The organism is Biomaibacter sp. TOL (assembly GCF_059717795.1).
Map to the genome: position 1 here is coordinate 980708 of NZ_AP046092.1, position 21679 is coordinate 1002386.

Annotated in this window: 20 protein-coding genes and 1 riboswitch; of the genes, 3 read left to right on the forward strand and 17 right to left on the reverse strand. The window is 46.9% G+C overall.

The features are described from left to right. Positions 1-30: 30 nt before the first annotated feature. From AC6I1H_RS04930 to AC6I1H_RS04960, 7 genes are all read right to left on the reverse strand, one after another. A complete protein-coding gene (locus AC6I1H_RS04930) occupies positions 31-2790 on the reverse strand; it encodes a sigma-54-dependent transcriptional regulator (RefSeq protein WP_497739862.1) in 2760 nt (919 codons plus the stop codon). Then, positions 2787-3749 carry a P1 family peptidase gene (locus AC6I1H_RS04935; protein WP_497739863.1) on the reverse strand — a complete coding sequence of 321 codons (963 nt, stop codon included), beginning with the start codon at positions 3747-3749 and terminating at the stop codon, positions 2787-2789. The genes AC6I1H_RS04930 and AC6I1H_RS04935 overlap by 4 nt, the downstream gene beginning before the upstream one ends. Before the next feature lie 17 nt (positions 3750-3766). Next, positions 3767-4903: a protein-glutamate methylesterase/protein-glutamine glutaminase gene (locus AC6I1H_RS04940; RefSeq protein WP_497739864.1), complete on the reverse strand. Its 1137-nt coding sequence runs from the start codon at positions 4901-4903 to the stop codon at positions 3767-3769. Between the two features lie 122 nt (positions 4904-5025). Then, on the reverse strand, positions 5026-5208 hold the full coding sequence (locus tag AC6I1H_RS04945; protein WP_497739865.1) for a hypothetical protein: 183 nt from the start codon (positions 5206-5208) through the stop codon (positions 5026-5028). Between the two features lie 7 nt (positions 5209-5215). Beyond that, positions 5216-6550: a replication-associated recombination protein A gene (locus AC6I1H_RS04950; RefSeq protein WP_497739866.1), complete on the reverse strand. Its 1335-nt coding sequence runs from the start codon at positions 6548-6550 to the stop codon at positions 5216-5218. Between the two features lie 32 nt (positions 6551-6582). Then, positions 6583-6858 (reverse strand): acylphosphatase, encoded by a 276-nt coding sequence (locus AC6I1H_RS04955; RefSeq protein ID WP_497739867.1) that lies wholly within the window; start codon positions 6856-6858, stop codon positions 6583-6585. Between the two features lie 71 nt (positions 6859-6929). Beyond that, on the reverse strand, positions 6930-7496 hold the full coding sequence (locus AC6I1H_RS04960; RefSeq protein WP_497739868.1) for a Uma2 family endonuclease: 567 nt from the start codon (positions 7494-7496) through the stop codon (positions 6930-6932). 228 nt (positions 7497-7724) lie between these two features. Between AC6I1H_RS04960 and ltaE the strand changes: the two genes are divergently transcribed. Both ltaE and AC6I1H_RS04970 read left to right on the forward strand, forming a co-directional pair. Then, a complete protein-coding gene (gene ltaE / locus AC6I1H_RS04965; RefSeq protein WP_497739869.1) occupies positions 7725-8768 on the forward strand; it encodes a low-specificity L-threonine aldolase in 1044 nt (347 codons plus the stop codon). A 17-nt stretch (positions 8769-8785) separates the two neighbouring features. Next, the gene (locus tag AC6I1H_RS04970; RefSeq protein ID WP_497739870.1) at positions 8786-9499 is read left to right on the forward strand and encodes a tRNA lysidine(34) synthetase; all 714 of its coding nucleotides are present in this window, start codon (positions 8786-8788) and stop codon (positions 9497-9499) included. On the opposite strand, the gene AC6I1H_RS04975 is transcribed toward AC6I1H_RS04970, so the two are convergent. The 5 genes from AC6I1H_RS04975 to AC6I1H_RS04995 form a co-directional block, all read right to left on the reverse strand. Then, on the reverse strand, positions 9492-10028 hold the full coding sequence (locus tag AC6I1H_RS04975) for a spore maturation protein (RefSeq protein ID WP_497739871.1): 537 nt from the start codon (positions 10026-10028) through the stop codon (positions 9492-9494). The two genes, AC6I1H_RS04970 and AC6I1H_RS04975, sit on opposite strands and share 8 nt — an antisense overlap. Before the next feature lie 20 nt (positions 10029-10048). Beyond that, entirely contained in the window at positions 10049-10639 is a 591-nt protein-coding gene (locus AC6I1H_RS04980) for a nucleoside recognition domain-containing protein (protein WP_497739872.1), read from the reverse strand. A 151-nt stretch (positions 10640-10790) separates the two neighbouring features. Then, on the reverse strand, positions 10791-11618 hold the full coding sequence (locus AC6I1H_RS04985) for a L,D-transpeptidase family protein (RefSeq protein ID WP_497739873.1): 828 nt from the start codon (positions 11616-11618) through the stop codon (positions 10791-10793). Between the two features lie 155 nt (positions 11619-11773). Then, positions 11774-12181, reverse strand: coding sequence for a type II toxin-antitoxin system VapC family toxin (gene vapC, locus AC6I1H_RS04990; RefSeq protein ID WP_497739874.1), 408 nt, complete (start codon positions 12179-12181; stop codon positions 11774-11776). Continuing rightward, a complete protein-coding gene (locus AC6I1H_RS04995; protein WP_497739875.1) occupies positions 12171-12377 on the reverse strand; it encodes a type II toxin-antitoxin system VapB family antitoxin in 207 nt (68 codons plus the stop codon). Before AC6I1H_RS04995 ends, vapC begins: the two co-directional genes overlap by 11 nt. Before the next feature lie 207 nt (positions 12378-12584). Between AC6I1H_RS04995 and AC6I1H_RS05000 the strand changes: the two genes are divergently transcribed. Next, positions 12585-13766: a 6-phosphofructokinase gene (locus AC6I1H_RS05000; protein WP_497739876.1), complete on the forward strand. Its 1182-nt coding sequence runs from the start codon at positions 12585-12587 to the stop codon at positions 13764-13766. A 64-nt stretch (positions 13767-13830) separates the two neighbouring features. Here AC6I1H_RS05000 and ligA read toward each other — a convergent pair whose 3' ends face one another. From ligA to pcrA, 5 genes are all read right to left on the reverse strand, one after another. After that, positions 13831-15852 carry an NAD-dependent DNA ligase LigA gene (ligA, locus tag AC6I1H_RS05005; RefSeq protein WP_497739877.1) on the reverse strand — a complete coding sequence of 674 codons (2022 nt, stop codon included), beginning with the start codon at positions 15850-15852 and terminating at the stop codon, positions 13831-13833. Positions 15853-15980: 128 nt separating this feature from the next. Next, positions 15981-16454 carry an AAA-associated domain-containing protein gene (locus AC6I1H_RS05010; RefSeq protein WP_497739878.1) on the reverse strand — a complete coding sequence of 158 codons (474 nt, stop codon included), beginning with the start codon at positions 16452-16454 and terminating at the stop codon, positions 15981-15983. Positions 16455-16537: 83 nt separating this feature from the next. Beyond that, positions 16538-17287: an ABC transporter ATP-binding protein gene (locus tag AC6I1H_RS05015; protein WP_497739879.1), complete on the reverse strand. Its 750-nt coding sequence runs from the start codon at positions 17285-17287 to the stop codon at positions 16538-16540. Positions 17288-17299: 12 nt separating this feature from the next. After that, positions 17300-19015: an ABC transporter permease subunit gene (locus tag AC6I1H_RS05020; RefSeq protein ID WP_497739880.1), complete on the reverse strand. Its 1716-nt coding sequence runs from the start codon at positions 19013-19015 to the stop codon at positions 17300-17302. Positions 19016-19068: 53 nt separating this feature from the next. Beyond that, a riboswitch (M-box (ykoK) riboswitch) is annotated at positions 19069-19235 on the reverse strand. 227 nt (positions 19236-19462) lie between these two features. Further along, positions 19463-21670: a DNA helicase PcrA gene (gene pcrA / locus AC6I1H_RS05025; RefSeq protein ID WP_497739881.1), complete on the reverse strand. Its 2208-nt coding sequence runs from the start codon at positions 21668-21670 to the stop codon at positions 19463-19465. Between the last annotated feature and the right edge of the window lie 9 nt (positions 21671-21679).

Here is a 21679-nt window from a genome sequence, read left to right on the forward strand (position 1 = left end):
TCAAAGTGTATATAGGGGTAAAGAAGTGTATTAAATAAAGTGTATCAAGCGAATTGCGTTTACATATTCAGATGGAGGAAACGTTATTCCAAAGCTATCTTCCATTTCCGACAGTGCGCCTTTTATTAAAGAATATTGATTGTCATACAGTTTTAAGAATCTGGCTGCGTCCGCTTCATCCGCATTGCCTTCATAATTCCCTCTCAAAATTTTTTCCAGCGCACAGGCCATGTGCAGGGCAAGTCCTGCCAGCGTATCCGGAGTAAGGACTATCCCCTGGACCCTGAGTTTGCGGTAAAAACAGGTGAAATTATGCATAAATTTGTCAACATCAATTCCAATTTTTCCCTGCATTGAACGTTTCATTTGCTCGAGGAACTGCAGGTTTTCATCATTTTCCACCGCCTGCCGCAACAAATCAAGGCCATCTTTCGCCAGAATATCCGTTGCCGGAATATACATTACCGAGGCATCATCATATTTAAAGGTGCTTATTACGGCGAGAACATTTTTTTCTCGTTTCATCGTCTGGATTTTATATTCATAATCCTTCATAGAGGTGATTTCCACGGGTATTACATCCACATCCGCTCCAAGCTTTAGCAAATACCCCTCCACGATTTCCTTCAGCTTCAAGGCTGTCCCCCTGCCCGTTATGCATGCGGTTACTATTACATCCTCCTTTATTGCCCGATCGAAGTCTTCTGATTTAAGATATGCTTTTCCTATGTAGGGGCTGAAGTTTATCACAGAATCATATATATCTTCAAGCGGCGACAGCATCTGGGATTTTCTCGCGGCTTCGAGCACCATCGGAGTGCTGGCCATATCAATGGTCTTTATGGGTATTCCCGTTTTGTTAAATATAATATCGCCGAACAGGGCGAGGGAGCCCATATCGACAAGCATAACAACGCCACTTCCTTCATTAGCCCTGACAACCAGATCCGTCAGATTTTCCAGGGCAACTTCCGGAGGCTGTTCAAGCGGCATGTCATAGGGAACCACGCATTCCTCCTGCAAAAGTTTGTTGACAACACCAGCCATAGACGTCGCCGTACTGTCGCCGTGCATTGCCACGACGACACCCACACGCGCCTTGTCCAGGGTTCTGGCATAATCTTCGATTACAAGGAACATCGTCACAAAACCCAATTCGTCCTCCGGGAGCCTCATGCCGAATTCCCTGTCGATTGTCTCGAGCAGGACTTTGGAGGCGTCAAATTCCGCCGCATAAAGCCTTTTTGTCTCTTCTAGATGAGGATTGGAAATCATCTTTCCGCTTTTCAGCCTGTCAATGGCAATAGACATATGTATTGAAAGCCCGAAAAGGATTTTGTTTGAAAATGTCCTGTTCAGCCTTTTTGAAGCGTAGCTCAGAAACAGCCGTACTATGTCCACCAGCCTTTTATCCACTATTTTATACAATTGGGTCGCATTGTCCCTGTCAAACCTGGCGGCATAACTGATGTATCGCTTGATGTATGTATCCATTTCAAGGCTTATCACCATGCGGATATCCCTGTCGCTCATTCCTTTGGATTTTAACGCTTTGACCCGCTGTTCCAGCGCTTCATATATGTTCAATACGCCTTCAGAACCTGCGGTGTATTTTTGATCCGAACCGTCGGGCAAAAATACCATATTTCCGTCATCCAGGCCGATATCCTTAGGATCCCTGTATCCTTTGTTCCTCACAAATCCTTCCTTGACGGGTTCAGGCAGGCAATGGCTTTCTATACGAAGGGATTTGTCTTTGCCGGGCATATATTCCAAAAAAGCCCTGGCACAGGTCAGTTTGATGTCTTGCCTCAACTGTCCGATATTGCCCGGGCAATCATAATATAGCAGCAGTTTGATTGAATTTGCCTCAACGGTTATGGGGGCTTTTAAAAGATTTGCTTCACACCTGAAAAAGTATTTTACAAGTTCCAGTCTATCGCCCGGTGACCAGTCTTTTAAGGCCGGCAACCTGATAATTACCGGTATTCGCCGGAGGAATGTCTTTAGCAGCGTTGACTGGATATTTTCCGTAGTGGCGCAGATTATAAACACCTTTGCCTTGCGGTAAGCTTCAGCTTCGCCCAGTCGCCTGTACATGCCCTTATCCAGAAGGTAAAACAACATTTCCTGCCCCTCCGGCGGCAACCTGTGAACTTCGTCCAGAAAGAGAACTCCATTGTCCGCCCTCTCTACCAGCCCGATTTTATCCTGATCCAGGCCAGTGTACGTCCCCTTTTTTGCCCCAAAAAGCTGGGATACCAGAAGCTGCGGGTTGTTCGCATAGTCCGCACAATTAAGTGCTACAAAAGGCGCATTTGACTTTAGCCTTCCCCTATCTTTGGCATAAGTGTACATGATTTCGGCAAACATGCTCTTGCCGGTACCGGTATCCCCTATAATCAAAGTATGAAGTCCGTCGGGCGGATATAAAACGGCGGCTTTAGCCTGTTGTATGGCGGTTTTCAGGCTCGAATGCGCTCCAATTATGCTATCAAAAACCGTCGGTCTTTCCATCTGATTTTGAAAGGCTTCTTCCGGCGACCCGCTATTAACAGCCTGCTCTGCCTGCGAGTTTCCAACGGGTTTGTATAGTGTGGGCTTGCCCTTCACCTTCTCCAGCTTCCCGCTTCTCACAAGCTTATTCAAGTCTGCTGAAACATTTGACCTGTACAAATTTAAATCGCGGGCAATTTCCAGGGCCGTAACCCCTGAAACACGCCCTCTTTCCCGCAACTGTTTGCCGCAAAGTTTTATTACCGTTTCAAAAACCATATCGGCTCTTCTCATGATGGCCCCCTCAAATCCCTGCAGCATATTCTTCCGTACAAAGTTTCGGCTTGTTCCACCGCCCTGATCACGGCTTTGGCCACTGCTTCCGCCGCAAGGGCTCCAACGGTGGAAACATCCGCATCGATTTCTCCTGCAGAAAGGCAAAATATGGTATCCCCGTCGTACATGGTATGCACCGGCCTTATAGTCCTGGCGAGGCCGTTGTGGGCCATGGATGCGGCCTTATTGGCGCCTGCCTTTGAAAGCCTGGCATTGGTGGCTATCACCCCTATGGTGGTATTTCGCCCGAAGCCTGCACCGCTCGAAAAGCCTCTTTTCATCAGTTCTATGGTATTGGCAAAACCCGTCTTTTCCATGTTCAGTGCCCCTGCGATAATGGTTCCGTTTTCCGGGTCCACCACATCCCCCAGGCAGTTCACCACTACCAAAGCACCCACCAAAAGGTGTCCGGCTCTTATGGAGGCTGTGCCCAGGCCTCCTTTCATGGAAAATTCGTCTCCCAAGTACTTGCCAACAGTGGCGCCTGTGCCGGCGCCCACGTTGCCCATCATGTCGTTTTTATCCGAGGCGTTCAGACACGCCTCGTAACCCATTTTAAAATCAGGCCGTTTTTTGGAGTCTCCTGTTGATAGGTCGAAGATTACCGCTCCCGGCACAATGGGGACTTTCGCGATGCCTGTGTCAAACCCGATCCCCCGCTCTTCCAGATAGCGCATCACCCCGGAAGCTCCGTCGAGGCCAAAGGCACTTCCGCCGCTCAAATAGACGGCATGTACCTTTTCCACCAGATTCTTCGGGTCAAGCAGGTCCGTCTCTCGCGTCCCTGGTGCTCCTCCGCGCACATCCACTCCCGCCACAGCTCCGCTTTCACAAATTACCACCGTACAACCTGTGGCCGCTTGAAGGTCTTCGGCGTGACCCACTCTGATTCCTCTTACGTCAGTTAAGCAATCCACACAAGAGGCCTCCTTTTTTATCTCCCGGCTTTTTTTATCAATTTTGTTATTTCCTCCGCTATCTTGAAATCAGGCAAAACCATGTCCACGCACCCCGTATCGTACGCCGCTTTCGGCATGCCGTAAACCACCGAAGTGGCTTCATCCTGGGCTATGACCGTTCCTCCCCGGGATTTCACTTCCTTCACTCCGGCCGCCCCGTCCTTTCCCATCCCGGTCAAAATGCAGCAGAGCAGGGCATTATTATATCTTTCGGCGGCGGAAATAAACAGCCTGTCCACAGCCGGCCTTACGCCGTGCAGCGGAGCAGATGTGTCAAGCTTGATTCTATCGCCGGCCACCGTCATATGATAACCTCCCGGCGCGATATATACCTTCCCCGGTGTTATGGGTTCACCATCCGTTGCTTCCGTGACGGTCAGAGGGCTGTTTATATCCAGTCTTTCCGCAAAAGCCCTTGTAAATCCAGCAGGCATGTGCTGTACCACAAATACCGGTATATCGATGTCGCCGGGCAAACCCGTTATCACATCATACAGCACCTTCGGACCCCCGGTGGAAGCTCCCAGAGCCAGGGCTTCGAGCTTCTTTGAGAGTTTCAATGTTTCGGCAGGTGATGCGGTTTTGTCAGCATATTGATTTGAGGAAGCAGCCACATCTTTTATTCTGTTTCCACCGGCATCGTGTTTTTCTTGCCAGCGCAATTTCAAACAACTCCGGTTGCCGTTTTTCTCTCTCAGTTTTTTGCCTCTTTGCCAGGCATACCTTATTTTTTCCACCAGTTCATTTTTTATATGGTCTATCTTGAAATATGTGAAGCCTGAAGGTTTTTGAACAAAATCAAAAGCACCCAGCGACAAAGCCTCCATTGTTATCGAAGACCCCTTGGTGGTCAAGCCGCTGAGCATTATCACCTGGAAACATTCTTCGCTCGCCATTAATTCCTTCAAAGCTTCAAGCCCGTTTTTACGAGGCATCTCCACATCCATGGTAATGACATCCGGTCTCACCGTCGGAGCTTTTTCCACAGCTTCCATTCCATCCTTTGCAGAAAAGACCACTTCCATGTCCTTCTCCGCATTAATCATGTCTGAAATGAATTTCCGCATGAAAGCAGAATCGTCCACCACCATTACTTTTATCTTCTCAACCATTCTATGCCCCCCATATTTTTGGTAGTCTCAGAAAAGGGCAAACCGGGCTGCGACACGATACCAGCTGCAGATAAAAGTAACATAAAACCGAAAACCTGCATTAATTTAATAATCATAAGTTTTTACGTGGTTAAAACACTGTCAGTTTTTTCGGCAACAATTGCTGAACAAAACCCTTGCAATGCCCTTATACGTTTCGACAGGTTCGGGTGAGTCGAAAGATGCTCCGAAAGCCATACCCAGAATCCACCTTCATTTTCAATCTGTTTGCCGAATTCCTCCACATTCACCATTTTAAGCTGCAATCGCTCTTTATTCGTCCCTTTCAACCTTTTTCAGCGTTTCCAGGTAGTTTTTTCTTTCCTTGAATTTCCTCTCCATCCCCTGTTCCGTGGGCAAATAATATTGTTTCCCTTTCAGATTCTCCGGCAGGCAATCCATATCCGCTATTTTGTTTTCAAAATCATGGGCGTATTTATAGCCCTCGCCATAACCTAGCTGTTTCATAAGTCCTGTAGGGGCGTTTCTGATGTGGAGGGGGACTGGCTCCGCTAAAGTATCCAGGGCATCTTTTTTGGCAGCATTGTATCCTATGTAGAGGGCATTGGATTTGGGAGCCAGCGCCAGATATACCGCTGCCTGGGCGAGGTTTACACTGCACTCCGGCATGCCCAGGAAGTGAGCCGCCTGATAGGCTGCCACCGCCTGTTCCAGAGCTCTCGGGTCCGCCAGGCCCACATCCTCGGAAGCAAAACGGATCATGCGTCTCGCTATGTAAAGGGGGTCTTCCCCCGCCTCCAGCATCCGGGCAAGCCAGTATACGGCAGCATCGCTGTCGCTGTTTCTCATGGATTTGTGGAGCGCAGAAATCAGATTGTAGTGTTCCTCTCCTTTTTTATCATACAGCAGGGTTTTCTTCTGCATGACATCTTCCAGCACCGGTTGGGTTATACGCAATGTCCCGTCTTCGTCCGGCCGGCAGCTCAACGCTGCCAGCTCAAGGGTGTTGAGCGCTATTCGCGCGTCACCATTGGCAAAATTGGCAATTCTATACAGAATATCATCTTCCGCCTCAATTTTGAGCTTGCCCAGGCCCCGCTCCTTATCCGACACGGCTCTTTTTAACAGGAGCACTAGGTCTTCGGGGCTGAGGGGATTCATGACAAATACCTTGGAACGGGAAAGAAGTGCGCTGTTTAGCTCAAAGGAAGGATTTTCCGTGGTGGCTCCTATCAGTATGATATCGCCCTTTTCCACATAGGGCAAAAAAGCATCCTGCTGGGATTTGTTGAAACGATGTATCTCATCGATAAAAAGCAGTGTTCGCCGTCCATAGCGCCTTCGTTCTTCGGCTTCCTTCATAACCTCTTTTATCTCCTTTATGCCAGAGAGCACAGCGCTGAAGGTTTCAAAGTGGGCGTGGGCCTTCTCCGCAATAATCCTCGCCAGTGTGGTCTTGCCCACACCCGGCGGTCCCCATAATATCATTGAAGTGATGCTGTCATTTTCTATGAGTTTTCTTAAAGCCCTGTCTCTGCCCAAAAGATGCCGCTGCCCCACGAATTCATCAAGATTTCTGGGCCTCATTCTGTCTGCCAGAGGTGAATTTACTTTTAAATTATTTTCAAAAAGAGAGCCCTGTTCCATTTTAACTATCACCTTCAACGCTAAATGACAAACTAATACCTGATATCAAAATCTTTGTATATTCCTCGATATTCATCCCATATTACCTCTACATCATCAACCTGAGCCCATCGAAGGCCCGTCTTTATGTAATCCAGGAGGCTTTGTATATCCTTCTCTTCCCCTTCAACCACAATTTCCACACTGCCGTCGGAAAGATTCTTTACATACCCCGTAAGCGAAAGCGCAGCAGCCTTTCGAAAGACCGAATACCTCAATCCCACTCCCTGCACTATGCCGTATACACGAATATGGGCGGTTTTCTTCATGAAATCACTCCTTGAATGAGAAGTCAGAAATGAGGTTATATGTTAAATTAGAATTTATTAACGGTGATTCATTATTTAAAACTGACAAAAACTTCTTTTATTTCCAGCTCAAAACCTTCTAAAATAAGAGATTTGACTATTCCTTCCTCTTCCGCTTTTTGTGCCAGTTCAAAGACGCCGTTATTGTTTTTATATATCTCTATGGATTTTTCCTCCGGGTCCACAATCCAGTATTCCTTTACCCCGTGTTGAGCATAAATCCTGGCTTTTTTACGCAAATCATAATATGCGGTAGAAGGTGACAAAATCTCCATCACCAGGTCCGGTGCGCCTTTTATCTTGTCTTCGATGATATTTAATCTTTCTTTGGAAATATAGATAATATCCGGCTGGTAGGTTTCCTTTTCTTCAAGATAAACATCTAAAGGAGCATAAAAAACCAGACCCAAATCCCGTTCCTCCACAAAATCAATAAGTTTTTTTTCTATTCTTGAGGAGATGTATTGATGATATGGAGTAGGTGAAGGAGTCATAATGAGTTTACCCCCTATTAATTGATATGGAGCACCTTCCGGCAGCTTTGCATAATCTTCATAGGTATAAAACTCTTTATCGGGAATATTTATCCTGTAATTCATAATCAGCCGCCTCCTGCCCGGATTTTTTTAAAATATACATTGGGAGCATTCCTCCACTTCCTGCAGTTTCCTGCCTCAGAAAAGGAAGTGTGTCCCCTAACCTATTATACCAGTATTTTTTGATACAAATCAATAAATTTTGCTTCGGCAAATGTCCGGCAGGATTTTAAATTTTAATATAGAATTATTGTTAAGCATACAAAATCGAAGCGAGCAGGAGGCCGTAATATGGAATTTATCGATTTGAGGAGCGATACCGTCACCATGCCGACCCAGGAGATGCGGGAGGCTATGTATAAGGCCGAGGTAGGAGATGATGTTTACGGAGAAGATCCCACCATCAATAAGCTGGAAGAAATGGCGGCCGATATGATGGGCAAAGAAGCCGCCATGTTCGTCACCAGCGGCACCCAGGGGAATCAGGTCTGTGTGATGACCCATACCAGGCCGGGAGAAGAGATTATTCTGGAGGAAAAGTGCCATATTATAACCTATGAAGTGGGAGGTTTAGGATATCTCTCCGGCGTGCAGGCAAGGCTGATAAAGGGCAAACACGGGGCCATGAACCCTGAAGATATAGAAGCAGCCATCCGGGAAGACGATATCCATCAGCCCAGGACCAGTCTTATCTGCGTAGAAAACACCCATAACCGGGCCGGCGGCACTGTAATCCCAATGGATGTGCTGCGGAAGACCTATGAAGTGGCCCATAAATATGATATTCCGGTACACATGGACGGTGCCAGGATATTTAATGCAGCCACATATCTCAAGGTGCCCGTAAAGGAAATCGCAAAATACGCGGATTCTGTGATGTTCTGCCTTTCTAAGGGACTTTGTGCTCCGGTAGGCTCCATGGTGGTGGGAAGTAAAGAATTTATAAGCCGGGCTCGCAAGTTCCGCAAGATGATGGGTGGAGGCCTTCGCCAGGCCGGTTTTCTGGCAGCGGCGGGCATTGTAGCACTGGAAAAAATGACAAAAAGATTGCAGGAAGACCACGACAATGCCCGGCTCCTGGCTGAAGGACTCAACACCATACCTGGAATTAAGATAGACATGGACACAGTACAGACTAATATTATAATCTGCGATATCAGCGGCATTGGCATAGACGGTAAGGAGTTTGCCCGCCGGCTCTATGGTTACGGTATAAAAATAAATGGGGGCTACGGTACCTCTGTTAGATTTGTAACACATTATGGCATAGAAAAGCAGGATGTGGAAAAGACTATAGAGGCTGTAAAACTGATAGCAAAAGAGCAAAACCTTTGATCCCAACGGAGGAATTCATGGACCGAAATTATGGCAAATGGTTTTTAACAAAGGTAAAAAAAGCAATCATAGATTATCGCATGATAGACAGAAATGACAGAATCGCGGTGGGAGTATCGGGGGGAAAGGATTCTTCCGCCCTTTTATTCATACTGGATGCGGTGCGAAAATATTCACCTTTCCATTTTGACATGCTGGCGGTATTCGTAGATCTGGGATGGGGTATTGATTATTCGCGCATTCAAAGATATTGTAATGAGTTACATGTTCCTCTCGAAATTGTGGAAACAAAAATTGGCCCTCTGGTGCTTGATGTAAGGAAGGAATCCAATCCCTGTTCCCTCTGTTCCAAAATGCGCCGTGGGGCGCTGGATAACGCCGCCATAAAGCTGGGTTGCAACAAGGTGGCCCTGGCTCATCACGCCGATGACATTATGGAAACGCTTTTTTTAAACCTCATTTTCACCGGAAGATTTGCCACCTTTGAACCAAAAACTTATCTTTCGCGCAAAAACCTTACACTGATACGGCCGCTCATCTATCTCGAAGAAAGAACCATAAAAACTATTGCCGGCGCCAAAAATCTGCCGGTCGTTGAAAACCCCTGCCCTGTATCGGGAACCACCAAGCGCAATGAAATGAAAGTCTTGCTGGATCGCATGGAAGAAATTTACCCTAAAGCCCGCCCAAACATACTCGCAGCCATGAAGCGCAAGAATTTCTTTATTTAAACATTTTTCTTACTATGTAGACCGATGCCAAGAAGCTTACAAAATCCGCAAAAAGTCCCACCGGTATGGAGTAGCGGGTTTTTCGCACTCCTACCGATCCGAAGTACACCGCAATGATATAAAAAGTGGTATCTGTACTGCCAATAAGAGTGGAAGCCAGCCTGCCGATAAAGGAATCAGGCCCGTGAGTGTCGAATATTTCCAGCATCATTCCCAGGGCTGCTGGCCCCGACAGGCTCCTGACTATGGATAAAAACAGCACTTCTGCAGGGGCTTTTACCAGAGAAAGAATAGGTGAAAGCAAATTCACAAGAATATCAATGGCTCCCGATTCCCTGAAAATCCCGACGGCCACATATATGCCTATCAAATAGGGTATAAGCCTTACAGCCATAAAAAATCCGTCTCTGGCTCCTTCCACAAAGGTTTCGAAAATCCTTATATTTTTAACATTGGCGTATACAAAAACCACAAAAATTAAAACGGGTATGACCCAGGATACGCCGGACCCCATCATTTCGGCCGTCAAATTATCACCCCTTCGTAATTTTATTTCAGTACGATTTTTTTGTTTATGATTCTCATAACATAATCGCCCGCTATGGCCGCCAGAGTAGAACATGTGGTGGCAAACAGCACGGCGCCCACTATTTCCGACGGATTTCTGGATCCGGCCGAAGCCCTCAATGCAACCAGCGTGGCAGGAACGAGTGTGACGCTTGAAGTATTTATGGCAAGGAAAGTGCACATGGCTTCCGAGGCGGTATCGGGTTTTTCGTTTAACGACTGCAATTCCTGCATGGCCTTGAGCCCGAAAGGCGTGGCGGCGCTGCCAAAGCCCAGCATATTGGCCGAAAGGTTCATTAAAATGCATCCAAGCGCCGGATGGCCTTCAGGTATTGACGGAAAAAGCCATCGGAAAAAGGGGGCTATGGCTCTGCTCATGACATCAATGAGTCCTGCTTTTTCTGCCACCCGTGCTATTCCCAGCCACAGGCTGACCACCGCGATCAGGCTAATGGCCCTTTCCACTGCGGCTTCTGCCGATGACGCCGCCGCACTCACCACCACATCAATCCTGCCGTTCATAAAAGACACCAGTATGCCGCTCAGAATAAGAAAAGTAAAAATCAGGTTCATAAGCAAAATACCTTCTTTCTTTTTATGTGTATAAATTTGATTTTATGTAGAAACCAAGTCCGCTGTCGGAGATGGCCAAGAGCACCGAAAAGCTGTGCCGTCGCCGCTCTTGAGTTTAGAACAACACCCACCTTCGGTGGGTACCCGAATTCTACTCATGAATGACAACCATTGTCCCGTCGGGAACATTTTCATAAAACCATTTTGCGTCCTCATCCTTCAATCTTATGCATCCGTGGCTGGCGGGAATGCCCAGTTTTCTGTGTTCTTCTTCTATAATATTGCCTTCGGCGTCACGGGGCACTGAATGAAAAAGGTAATCATCTTTTATCCTGACCCAGTACAGAGCGCCTTCCTTGAACTTCTCCGACCAGAAACTCTCTCCCCTGTTCTTTATGGTAAAAAAGCCAAGTGGCGTCTCGTTTTCGGGCCCTGGCAAGCCTCCCGATGCCAGCATGGATTTTATCGCTCTGTCTCCCCGGTAGACAACAACCTTCTGGAGAAGCCGGAGATTCACTTCTACCCACAATTTATCTCCTATATCGGCTGTAGAAAAGTTAAAACTATATGGTTTCATCTCCTCTCCTGTCACGGATTTGCCGTGCACGGTTACTTCATAATTTTTCCCCGGCATAAATACCGTATGGGGCTTGTATGTAGCAGTCCTCCCAGTTACTTCAACATCTCCTGCCATCCCCGAAACTATTATGTGCACTTCTTTCATATCCTGATTGAAATTGATAATCACGTGAACATAGACAGGTACTGCCTTGCTGCCCCTCATAGGGTCTGTGGAGACCACCTCGGGCGCTGAATCTTTCTCGAAATACCTGAAAAAAGCCAGTTTTTTGGATCTTTCAATCAGATTTTCGATAATCGTGCCTGCAGCCTCTGCCTCTTCTTGCTTTTCCATGTTTGATAATATAATCCAGCCGCATAGGATCAACAAAAGGCCAAATAAGACATGGCATCTTCTCATTTCTCACACCTCACCCTTATTATTTTTATGAGAAAAATTCCGGAACTTGACTGGAATATTAAAAAAAAGCGCTGTATTCAAGCGCCTTTTTTAAAACTATATTCTGCTTTTCCACTTTTTCTTCCCACTTCAAAATTAAAAAGTTTTTGAGAATTTTAACAAAAACAAAGTGTTTTTAAACTCTTTTCAACATCTTTTATCATTTCATAATGCTTATCCTGATGGACTAAAATGCAATCGTATATTAAAGCCCATGTTGCAATCAAGACATCGGTCAGTGGTATATTTATCCCCTTCCGGTGTAGAGTAAAATTTAGAAATGCGGTTTTATCCCATACAGCGGATTCCTTATCCAGGACAATCAATGAGTCAAGTTCTTCTTTAAGCTGAGCAAATTGTTTTTCATTTATTGCACCGGATAATATCTCGGCTTTTATAATAGGAGTAATTACAACTTTTTCCTCTAACAATGCCATTTTCATCCATCCTTGTGCTTTTGAATCACCATCTTTTTTTAAAGTTTCGATCCATATAGAAGTGTCAACTAGATACTTAAAACTCATCTTTCCGCATTTCCTCCAGTTCAGACTGATTTAAAGCCAGGTCGGTATTGCCTATACGGTTGGCCAGCCTCTCAAGTTTGCTCCGGCGAATAAAATCTTCCAGTGCTTTATTTACTGCTTCAGTCATCTTGCTGGTGCCCAGCAATCGCATGGCTTCCTCTAACAGTTTCCTATTGACATATAATGTCGTCTTCATATGACATCACCTCTTGACATATATTATACTATAAAAAAGGTGCTATATTCAAGCACCATTATAAATATTGGTAAATCATGTATTATATATTCTCCAATAAAAAGAACGACAACATGATAAAATAGATTGTCTCTTTAAAAATAATATTGTAAAATATCAAATGAGGAAAGACTCAAACGTATAACATTATTTCAGGGAGGGGATTAAATGCACAAAAATGTACTTTTTGCCCAGTCGGGAGGCCCCACAGCCGTCATCAATGCCAGCTGCTATGGCATAATCAAAGAAGCAAAAAAAGCCGGCGTAAAAATATTTGCTGCAAGATACGGCGTGGAAGGTATTTTGAAAGATAACATTATCGAGATGACAGACATCGACGATGCTGCTCTGGAAATCCTGCGTTACTCCCCCTCATCGGCTTTCGGTTCCTGCCGTCACAAGTTGAAAGAGGAAGAATTTGAATCGGTCCTTAAGGTATTTGACAAATACGGCATCGGTTATTTCTTCTACATCGGCGGCAATGATTCCATGACCACGGCCGACAGGCTTTCAAAATATGCCCTCAAGGTCGGCTATGACATCAAAGCTGTAGGCATACCAAAGACCATAGACAACGATCTGCCCTGTACCGACTTTTGCCCCGGATATGGCAGCGCCGCCAAATATGTGGCCTCATCGGTGAAGGAAATGGCGCTGGATTCCGATGTGTACGACAAAGGCATTGTCACCATAGTGGAAATCATGGGCCGGGACAGCGGATTCCTTACCGCCGCCAGCGCTCTGGCTAAAGACGAAGTGATAGATTCTCCCCATTTAATCTATCTTCCGGAGGTCCCCTTTGATGAAAACGAATTTTTGAAGGATGTGGAGAGGGCTTACAGCAGGAAGAAAAAGGTGTTCATTACAGCCTCGGAAGGTTTGAAAAATAAAGATGGCCAGTACGCCTATCTGAGGGAAGGCACAGCCGACGCCTTCAGCAACCTGCAGATGGGAGGCGTCGGAAAATATCTGGAAAACCTGGTAAAGGCAAATATCGAAAAGCGTGTAAAATCAGTGGAACTCAGCATTCTCCAGAGGTGCGCCGCTCATATTGCCTCCAGAGTCGACAATGACGTGGCGGTCATGGTGGGAGCCGACGGCGTAAAATATGCCATGGAAGGCTTAACGGATGTTATGGTTGCCGTCGTCAGGACCGATGACGGTTTTAAAACCTCCACCGTGCCCTTCTCCGAAGTGGTGGGAAAAATAAAGGTTTTCCCGGCGGAATGGATAGATAATGAAAACCGCCAGGTAACTCGGGAAGCCATAGATTATATGCTCCCTCTGGTGCAGGGGGAGGTAAAAGTGCCCTACGAAAAAGGTCTGCCCAGGTACGTGAGATTTATCTAGCGAAGGATGACGTATAAAAGTGCCCGAAAATCGGGCACTTTTACTTTTTTCATTCATAATATATTCATGATTCTAACGTCTGATGAACGATCATTTGCTTGAACTGTTCCTCATCGAGTATTTTTACCCCCAGCTTTACAGCCTTGTCATATTTGGAACCTGGCTCTTTACCCGCCACCACATAGTCGGTCTTTCTGCTTACGCTTCCGGTCACTTTTCCGCCCAGTTTTTCTATGATTTCAGTGGCCTGGGCCCGGGTGAAATGCTCCAGGGTTCCGGTAAGCACGAAGGTGATGCCTGTCAGGGGCAGAGGCCCTTCATCCCGCTTTTTTGCCTCCATACAAACGCCTGCGGCTTTCAAGCGGGAAAGGAGATTTTTCGTCTGGTCCTGTTTAAAAAAGGTGACAATGCTTTCGGCCATCTTATCCCCTATTTCAGGAATCGCGACCAGCTCTTCATAAGTAGCCCTTTCCAGATTTTCCATTGAACCGAAGGCATCCGCCAGAATGGAAGCGGATTTTGAACCTATAAAGGGGATGCCCAGGGCATAGATGAGTCTTCCCAGGGGCCGGCTCTTACTATTTTCAATAGCTGAAAGCAAATTGGCTGCGGATTTTTCTCCCATGCGCTCCAGCGGCACAAGGTCTTCCCTCGTAAGCCTATAAATATCCGCCGCATCCTTTATGAGCTTCTCCGAAAGAAGCAGGGACACTATGGCCGGCCCCAGGCCCCGGATGTCCATTGCGTCTCTGGAAGCAAAGTGGATGATGCTTCTTGTTATCTGGGCGGGGCAGGAAACACCGGTGCACCTGTATGCAGCCTCGCCGGGCACTCTTATCGCTTCGGCACCACATTCGGGGCAACGGTGGGGCATTTCGAAAACTATTTCTTCGCCGGTGCGTTTTTCTTTTATGACCTCCACCACTTCAGGTATAATATCGCCGGCTTTCTGCACCACCACCGTATCTTTTATGCGAATATCCTTTTCCTTTATATAATCCTCGTTATGCAGGGTGGCTCTGCTTACAGTGGAGCCGGCGAGTCTCACCGGCTTCAATTCGGCCGTGGGCGTGAGAACTCCCGTCCTGCCCACCCGCACGATTATATTCTCTATTATCGTAGTCTTCCGTTCCGCCGGGAATTTATAGGCAATCGCCCAGCGGGGGCTTTTTGCAGTAGCGCCAAGGGCTCTCTGCTGCTCCAGGGAATTTACCTTTATGACTATGCCGTCTATCTCATAAGGAAGGGATTCCCTTTTTTCTCTCCAACTCATACAGTAATCTATCACTTCATCAAAGCTTTCAAGCAGCGCTATATGCGGATTTACCCGCAGGCCGCAGGCCTTGTAAAATTCCAGAACCTCGTAATGAGTGGCAAATTCCGCGCCCTCCACATATCCCAGCGCATACATAAAGGTGGAAAGGGGTCTTGCTGCCGTGACTTTCGGGTCCAGCTGCCGCAGCGACCCCGCCGCCGCATTGCGGGGATTGGCAAAAGGCGGCAGTTCCATATCCTCCCGTTCTTCGTTGAGCTTTTTGAATCCGTCTTTGGGAAGGTACACCTCTCCCCTTACCTCTATAATCGAGGGCTTTTTATCTTCGGGAAAGTCCAGTCGAAGAGGCACGCTTTTTACAGTCTTTATGTTCTGCGTGACATCCTCTCCCACCATACCGTCTCCCCGGGTGGCCGCCGTCGTAAGCAATCCGTTTTCATACGTGAGGGAAACGGCCAGGCCGTCTATCTTCAGTTCCGCCACATACTCCACTTTATCTCCCACCGCTTCCGTCACCCGCCGGTGAAAATCCTTCAGCTCCCCCTCGTCAAAGGCGTCGGAAAGACTCATCATGGGAAGCCTATGTGTCACCTGGCGAAATGAAGAAAGAGGCTCTCCGCCTACCCTCTGAGTGGGCGAATCCGGAGTGACAAGCTCGGGAAACTCCTTTTCCAGATTTTCCAGCTCTCTCATCAATTTGTCATATTCCGCATCGGATATTGAAGGATTGTCATAAACATAATACAGACGGTTGTGGTAATTTATAACATCTCTCAATTCATTTATGCGTGCCCTGGCCTGAGTGATGTCCAAAATATCAATCCTCCACGGCAAATTTTTCGGATACAGGATGCCGGATGTCAGATTAATGTCGGTGCGAACCTGGAGCTAGCGAAAAACCACTGCGCCAGCGTGCGATGCTGAATAATTAAACGGCATCATTATATTTCAAGATACAGTATTTCGTCTTTGGCATCATAGCTGAGGATTTCGGCAAAACGCCCCCATTCCACCATGGTTTCAAACAGTTTTTCTGCATCCTCATCCGCCATTTTCTTCGAAAAAAATTTGATGATAGCGTCACGTTTTGCATTCTTATTCCTTTTCATTAAAAATTCAAGAACGCTTTTAAATACATGCAGCTTTAAAATAGAGTCTGCGAGAATCTTTTTCCTCTCATTGATATCCGCATTCAGCAGCGTTGCGCCCGCCTTGGTAATTGAAATGTCTCCGTTTACCGTATCGACAAATCCCAGTATTCTTGCGGCCTCTATGACCGGTCCTATGTCGTCCAGTTCCATGAATAAATCTTTTGCCAGTTCGAATATATCTTCCTTTCCCCGGGCATCTTCCAGCATTTCCAGAAGACCCAGAACCTCGCCTATACCCGCACTGGGTAAAGGTTCAATATCCATAAATGTCATAACCCCCTGTTTTTATACGGAGTTTCAATTGTTAAAAAGCCGGCTGCACACTTTGATATTTATTATATCAGATTTTAAAAAATAAGGGAATAAATCCTGTCCGCCACATCGGAAAATGCCCTGTCTTTCATATTTCGCGGGCGCGGCAGTTCTATTTTCATATCGGCCACAACCTTTGCCGGCCTTTTAGACAGCACGATTATCCTGTCGGCCATAAACACAGCTTCCTCAATACCGTGGGTCACCATCAGTACCGTTTTCACCGGCAGGTTCTCATCCTGCCAGAGGTCCAGGACTTCTTCTCTCAGGTTCTGGGCGGTAAAAGCGTCAAGAGCTGAAAAAGGCTCATCCATGCATAAAAGTTCCGGTTCCATGGTTAGAGCCCTGGCTATGCCCACCCGCTGTTTCATGCCGCCGGAAAGTTCCCTGGGAAAAGCTTCTTCAAAACCGTCAAGGCCGACTTTGTCTATATATTTTTCAGCCATGGCAATGCGCTCTTTTCTAACTATGCCTTTCGCCTCAAGGCCTATAGTCACGTTATCCAACACGGTCAACCACGGAAAGAGAGCGAATGATTGAAAAACCATGGCCATTCCTTCGGTTACCCCTTCTACCTTCCGATTTTTAAAAATAATCTCGCCATCTGTCGGCCTGTCGAGTCCTGTTATCATTCGAAGAAGCGTGCTCTTGCCCGATCCTGACGGCCCTATAATGCATATAAACTCCCCTTCTTCGGCTTCAAAAGAAATGTCTTTTAAAACCGTAAGGGAACGCGATTCATCCGTATAAGTCTTTGAAACATGTTTAACTTCTAGAAACTTCACTCCGGCCACCTCCTAGCTTTCTATTTTAAATCTGTACGATGCGATGCTGTAAAGTTTTCTCCAGAAGAATCTATTAATGGCAACAATGGTAATCATCATTGCGATAAGGCTTGACCATATCAGCTGAAAATTTCCTGCGCCGTAAGTGGCGCTGTCCAGCAGTGAACCTATGCCAAAGGTTTTATATATCCTGCCCGCATAAGCCACATACTCGGCGACTATCAGGGCATTCCATCCGCCCCCCCAGGCTGTCACACTGCCAGTGATGAGGGAGGGCATGACAGCCGGAAGCGCCACCCTTCGCCAGTATAAAATTTTGTTCAGATTGAAAATCTTTGCAGCTTCCTTCAAATCCCCGGGTATGCTTTTCACGCCGGCAATCAGATTAAACAGAAGATACCACTGCATGCCTGTAAGCACCAGTAAAACGGCGGCTAGCTCCATGCCTCCGGTAAGCTTTATCAACGCGAAAACCATTACGGGGAACAGAGCCGTAGCCGGTATGGATGCCAGAATCTGAAACAGCGGCATCAAGATAGCTTCGGCTCTCTCATTATGGCCTATCCATATAGCCGCAGGCAGTGTCCACAAAAGCGATATTATATAGGCTGCCGTAAGACGGATAAAAGAATATAGCAGCGCCCGCGGGATTTCGAAAACCATCGGTTCCAGCGGCATGGAAAAGATTGCGACAAGCGCCGTGAAGCCCCTTACAAGGATATATACAGAGACAAATGCAAAAATCCAGAAAATAATACGGTGGCATGCCTTAATAATGCGCGTGAAGCGGCGTGAGCCGGACGCTTTTTTCATCCGGCCAAACAAAAATCCGCCTGCGGCTTCCATTAAGTAAAATCCGTTCTTCGTCATCCACTGCCTTACCAGCGGAAATAGGGGTGCCTGCCACCAGAACCAGTATCCAAGGCCTCTCTTTGCATTTTCTGTCTTTACGCCGTCATACTCGTATTTATAAATGTCTGCCCAAAGGGTCAGCGGCTGCCATAAAAAAATATTCATGAATGTAATAATCGACAATAACATCAATAATCCTGCCGCGGTATGAAATATTTCTCCTCTTTCCATAGATTTGATAAGAAAGCTGCCCAATCCGGGAAGCGAATACTCGATAGGTCCTATGGATATTATTTCGGCCGCAATGAGAAAATACCAGCCGCCGGCCCAGGAAAGTATGCTGTTGTAAACCAGCTTGTTGATTCCCGACGGCAAATATAAGTGTTTAAATCGCAGCCACCCCGTTATATTAAACGCTTTCGAAGCCTCGCTTATATCTTTCGGTATTGTTGTCAGCGACTCATAATATCCGAATGCCATATTCCACGCCTGGCTTGTGAAGATGAGGAAAATTGAGGCCAGTTCAACGCCTATGGTGTGGCCTTTAAAAAGAGATACGAAGAAAAATACTGCCGCCGGGAAAAATCCGAGTATGGGCACAGACTGCAGTATGTCCAGAACGGGAATGAGTATGCGTTCGGCCCTGCTGTCGGTGGCAGCTTTATAGCCGTAAACGATGGAAAAAATCAGTGAAAATACATATGCAGCCATCATTCTGACAAACGATCTTGATGCATAATACGGCAGGAAAATCATGTCCGTAGACAAAGGCCGGCCTTCGATATTCAATTGCTGTCCCTTATATGCAAAATATGCGAAAGCAATCGCCAGTGCCGCCAGTATCATGGTTAAAACCGCATTTTTAATTTTCCCCATTTTCCCTCACCTCACAAAAAAATCTTCCCGAGTGGGAAGATTCATTATACGCTCATATCCCCCACTCGTCGAGTTTCGACACGTGCACAGCTAGAGAACGGATCTCAGCCACATTAGGTAGAACCTTAATCCGGCAATACCTGTTGACCCATTGGCGTCTTTCGACGTTTCCGGGTAGTGGCATATGTCTGTGCAGAAGCCTCACCTAACGAAGGATAAGAATATTTGATTTTCAACAATATTATAGTCATATCAGCCTTATTATGTCAAGCAAAAAACCCGATCATAAGAATAAATTCCTCAGGATTCGACATGATACAGGGTGCTTATATCAAATCTTCGATTTATCTTTACGGCAAGCCTCGAAGTTATTTAAAAGGTAGATTTGATGAAACTTTGTGCGTCAGAAAACTTGCCTGCAAGCGGGCAAGTTTTCTGACGCTGTCGTTATAACTTAATAATCGGCGCATACTTCAGTATGAGGTGCTTTAATCCCACCGAAGAAAAGTTTATGGATATCTCCGCATCTTCGTCCATTCCGTCAAGGCCTACCACCGTGCCTTCGCCCCATTTGGAGTGTTTCACTCTGTCGCCGGGCGCAAGGCCCATGAACGAACCCGAATAGCCTGTGCTTTTCCATGCGGGCGCGGAAGTATTTTCAATGGAAAAGGCGCACCCGGAGGATTCAAGATGGTCTCGCGCCGCCGCAACTTTATGTCGGGAGCCTTCCCCTGCCGGCACCACTTCCTCCAGCAAATCGCCGGGAATTTCATCTATGAATCTTGAAGCGGAATAATATGAAGTGTTCCCGTACAGGTTTCTCTGCCATGCCCTGGTGAGATACAGAAGTTTTTTTGCCCTGGTTATGCCCACATAGCACAGGCGGCGTTCTTCCTCCATTTCATTTTCGTTCAGCATCGACCGTGTATGAGGAAATATGCCCTCGTCCATGCCAGCCAGGAACACCACGGGAAATTCCAGCCCTTTGGCGCTGTGCAGCGTCATGAGCACCACCGCCTGCTCCCCATCGGAAAGCTCGTCCACATCGGAAAGCAGGGCCGCCTCCGCCAGGAAATCCTCCAGCCCGCCATCCGGCACCCTTTTTTCGAATTCTCTGGCGGCCCCTATCATTTCCTTCAGGTTTTCCATACGGCTTACCGCATCCGGCGTATTTTCAGCTTCAAGTTCCGCCAAATATCCCGTTTCTTCCAGTACATAATTCATAAATTCAGAAACGCTCATGGTTTTTGCCGATTTCATCAGCTCTTCCACCAGGTCGCCAAATTTCAACAATTTGTTTCTGGCCGCACCGGCAAACGGAAATTCATCCATTCTCTTTATTATCTCATAAATGCTTGCGCCTTCTGCGTCCGAGATAGCCTTAAGGTGATTTACGGTTGTTTCTCCTATACCCCTGCGGGGCACATTTATGATTCTTGCCAGGCTGACATTGTCCGAAGGATTTATCGCCACTCTCAGATATGCCAGTAAATCTTTTATTTCCTTCCTCTGATAAAAACGTATGCCTCCGACCATCCTGTAAGGAATGCCCATTTTCAACATCATTTCCTCGAGGACCCTGGATTGGGCATTGGTCCTGTAGAGCACCGCAAAATCCCCGAAATCCAGCCGCCTCTCCCGTATGAGTCTTTCTATTTCCCGGGCAATAAAAAAAGCCTCCTCATGCTCGTCCGCAAGCGTTGCGCAGCGGATTTTCCCGCCGGTTTCGTTTTTTGTCCAGAGTTTCTTTTCTTTGCGCCCGAGATTGTGGTCAATGACACTGTTTGCCGCATCCAGGATGTTGCCCGTGGAGCGGTAGTTCTGCTCCAGTCGTATGACCGTGGCGTCGGGGAAATCTTCTTCGAAATCCAGAATGTTTCTTATGTCTGCTCCCCTGAAACCGTATATGCTCTGGTCGTCGTCGCCAACGACGCACAGGTTCCTGTGCCCCTGAGCCATCAATTTGACCAGCTCGTACTGGGCCCGGTTGGTGTCCTGGTACTCGTCCACCAGGATGTGGCGGAACTTTTGCTGATAATATGACAGCACGTCCGGATTTTGCTTGAAAAGCTCCACAGTATTCATAATTAGATCGTCAAAATCCATGGCATTGTTTTCCCTGAGCTTTTCCTGGTACAAATCGTACAGAGCAGCCATGGTTTTTTCCCTGATATCCTTTGCTTTTTCCATACACTTTTCCGGAGAAAGGAGCCTGTCCTTGGCCCTGCCTATGTAACTCAGTACACCTGAGGGAGTGTACTTCTTTTCGTCGATATTCCGGGCTTTAATGCATTCTCTCATCAGCACCTGCTGGTCCTGGGTGTCAAAGATGATGAAATTCCTTTTATAGCCCAGCCTGTCGATATCCGATCTTAGAAAGCGCACACATGCGGAATGAAAGGTGCTCACCAGAATTCCGCGAATCGCCGGGAGCAGCTTTTCTATCCTGTCTTTCATCTCCCTGGCGGCTTTGTTGGTAAAGGTTATAGCCAGTATGTTTTCCGGTTTGACTCCCAAATATTCAATCAGGTAGGCCGTTCTGTATGTGAGCACCCGGGTTTTGCCGCTGCCCGCACCCGCCAGGATGAGGAGCGGCCCGCCGGGATGCGTTACCGCCTTTTTCTGTTCGGGGTTTAATTCTTCTAAAAAATTCATCAAAATCCT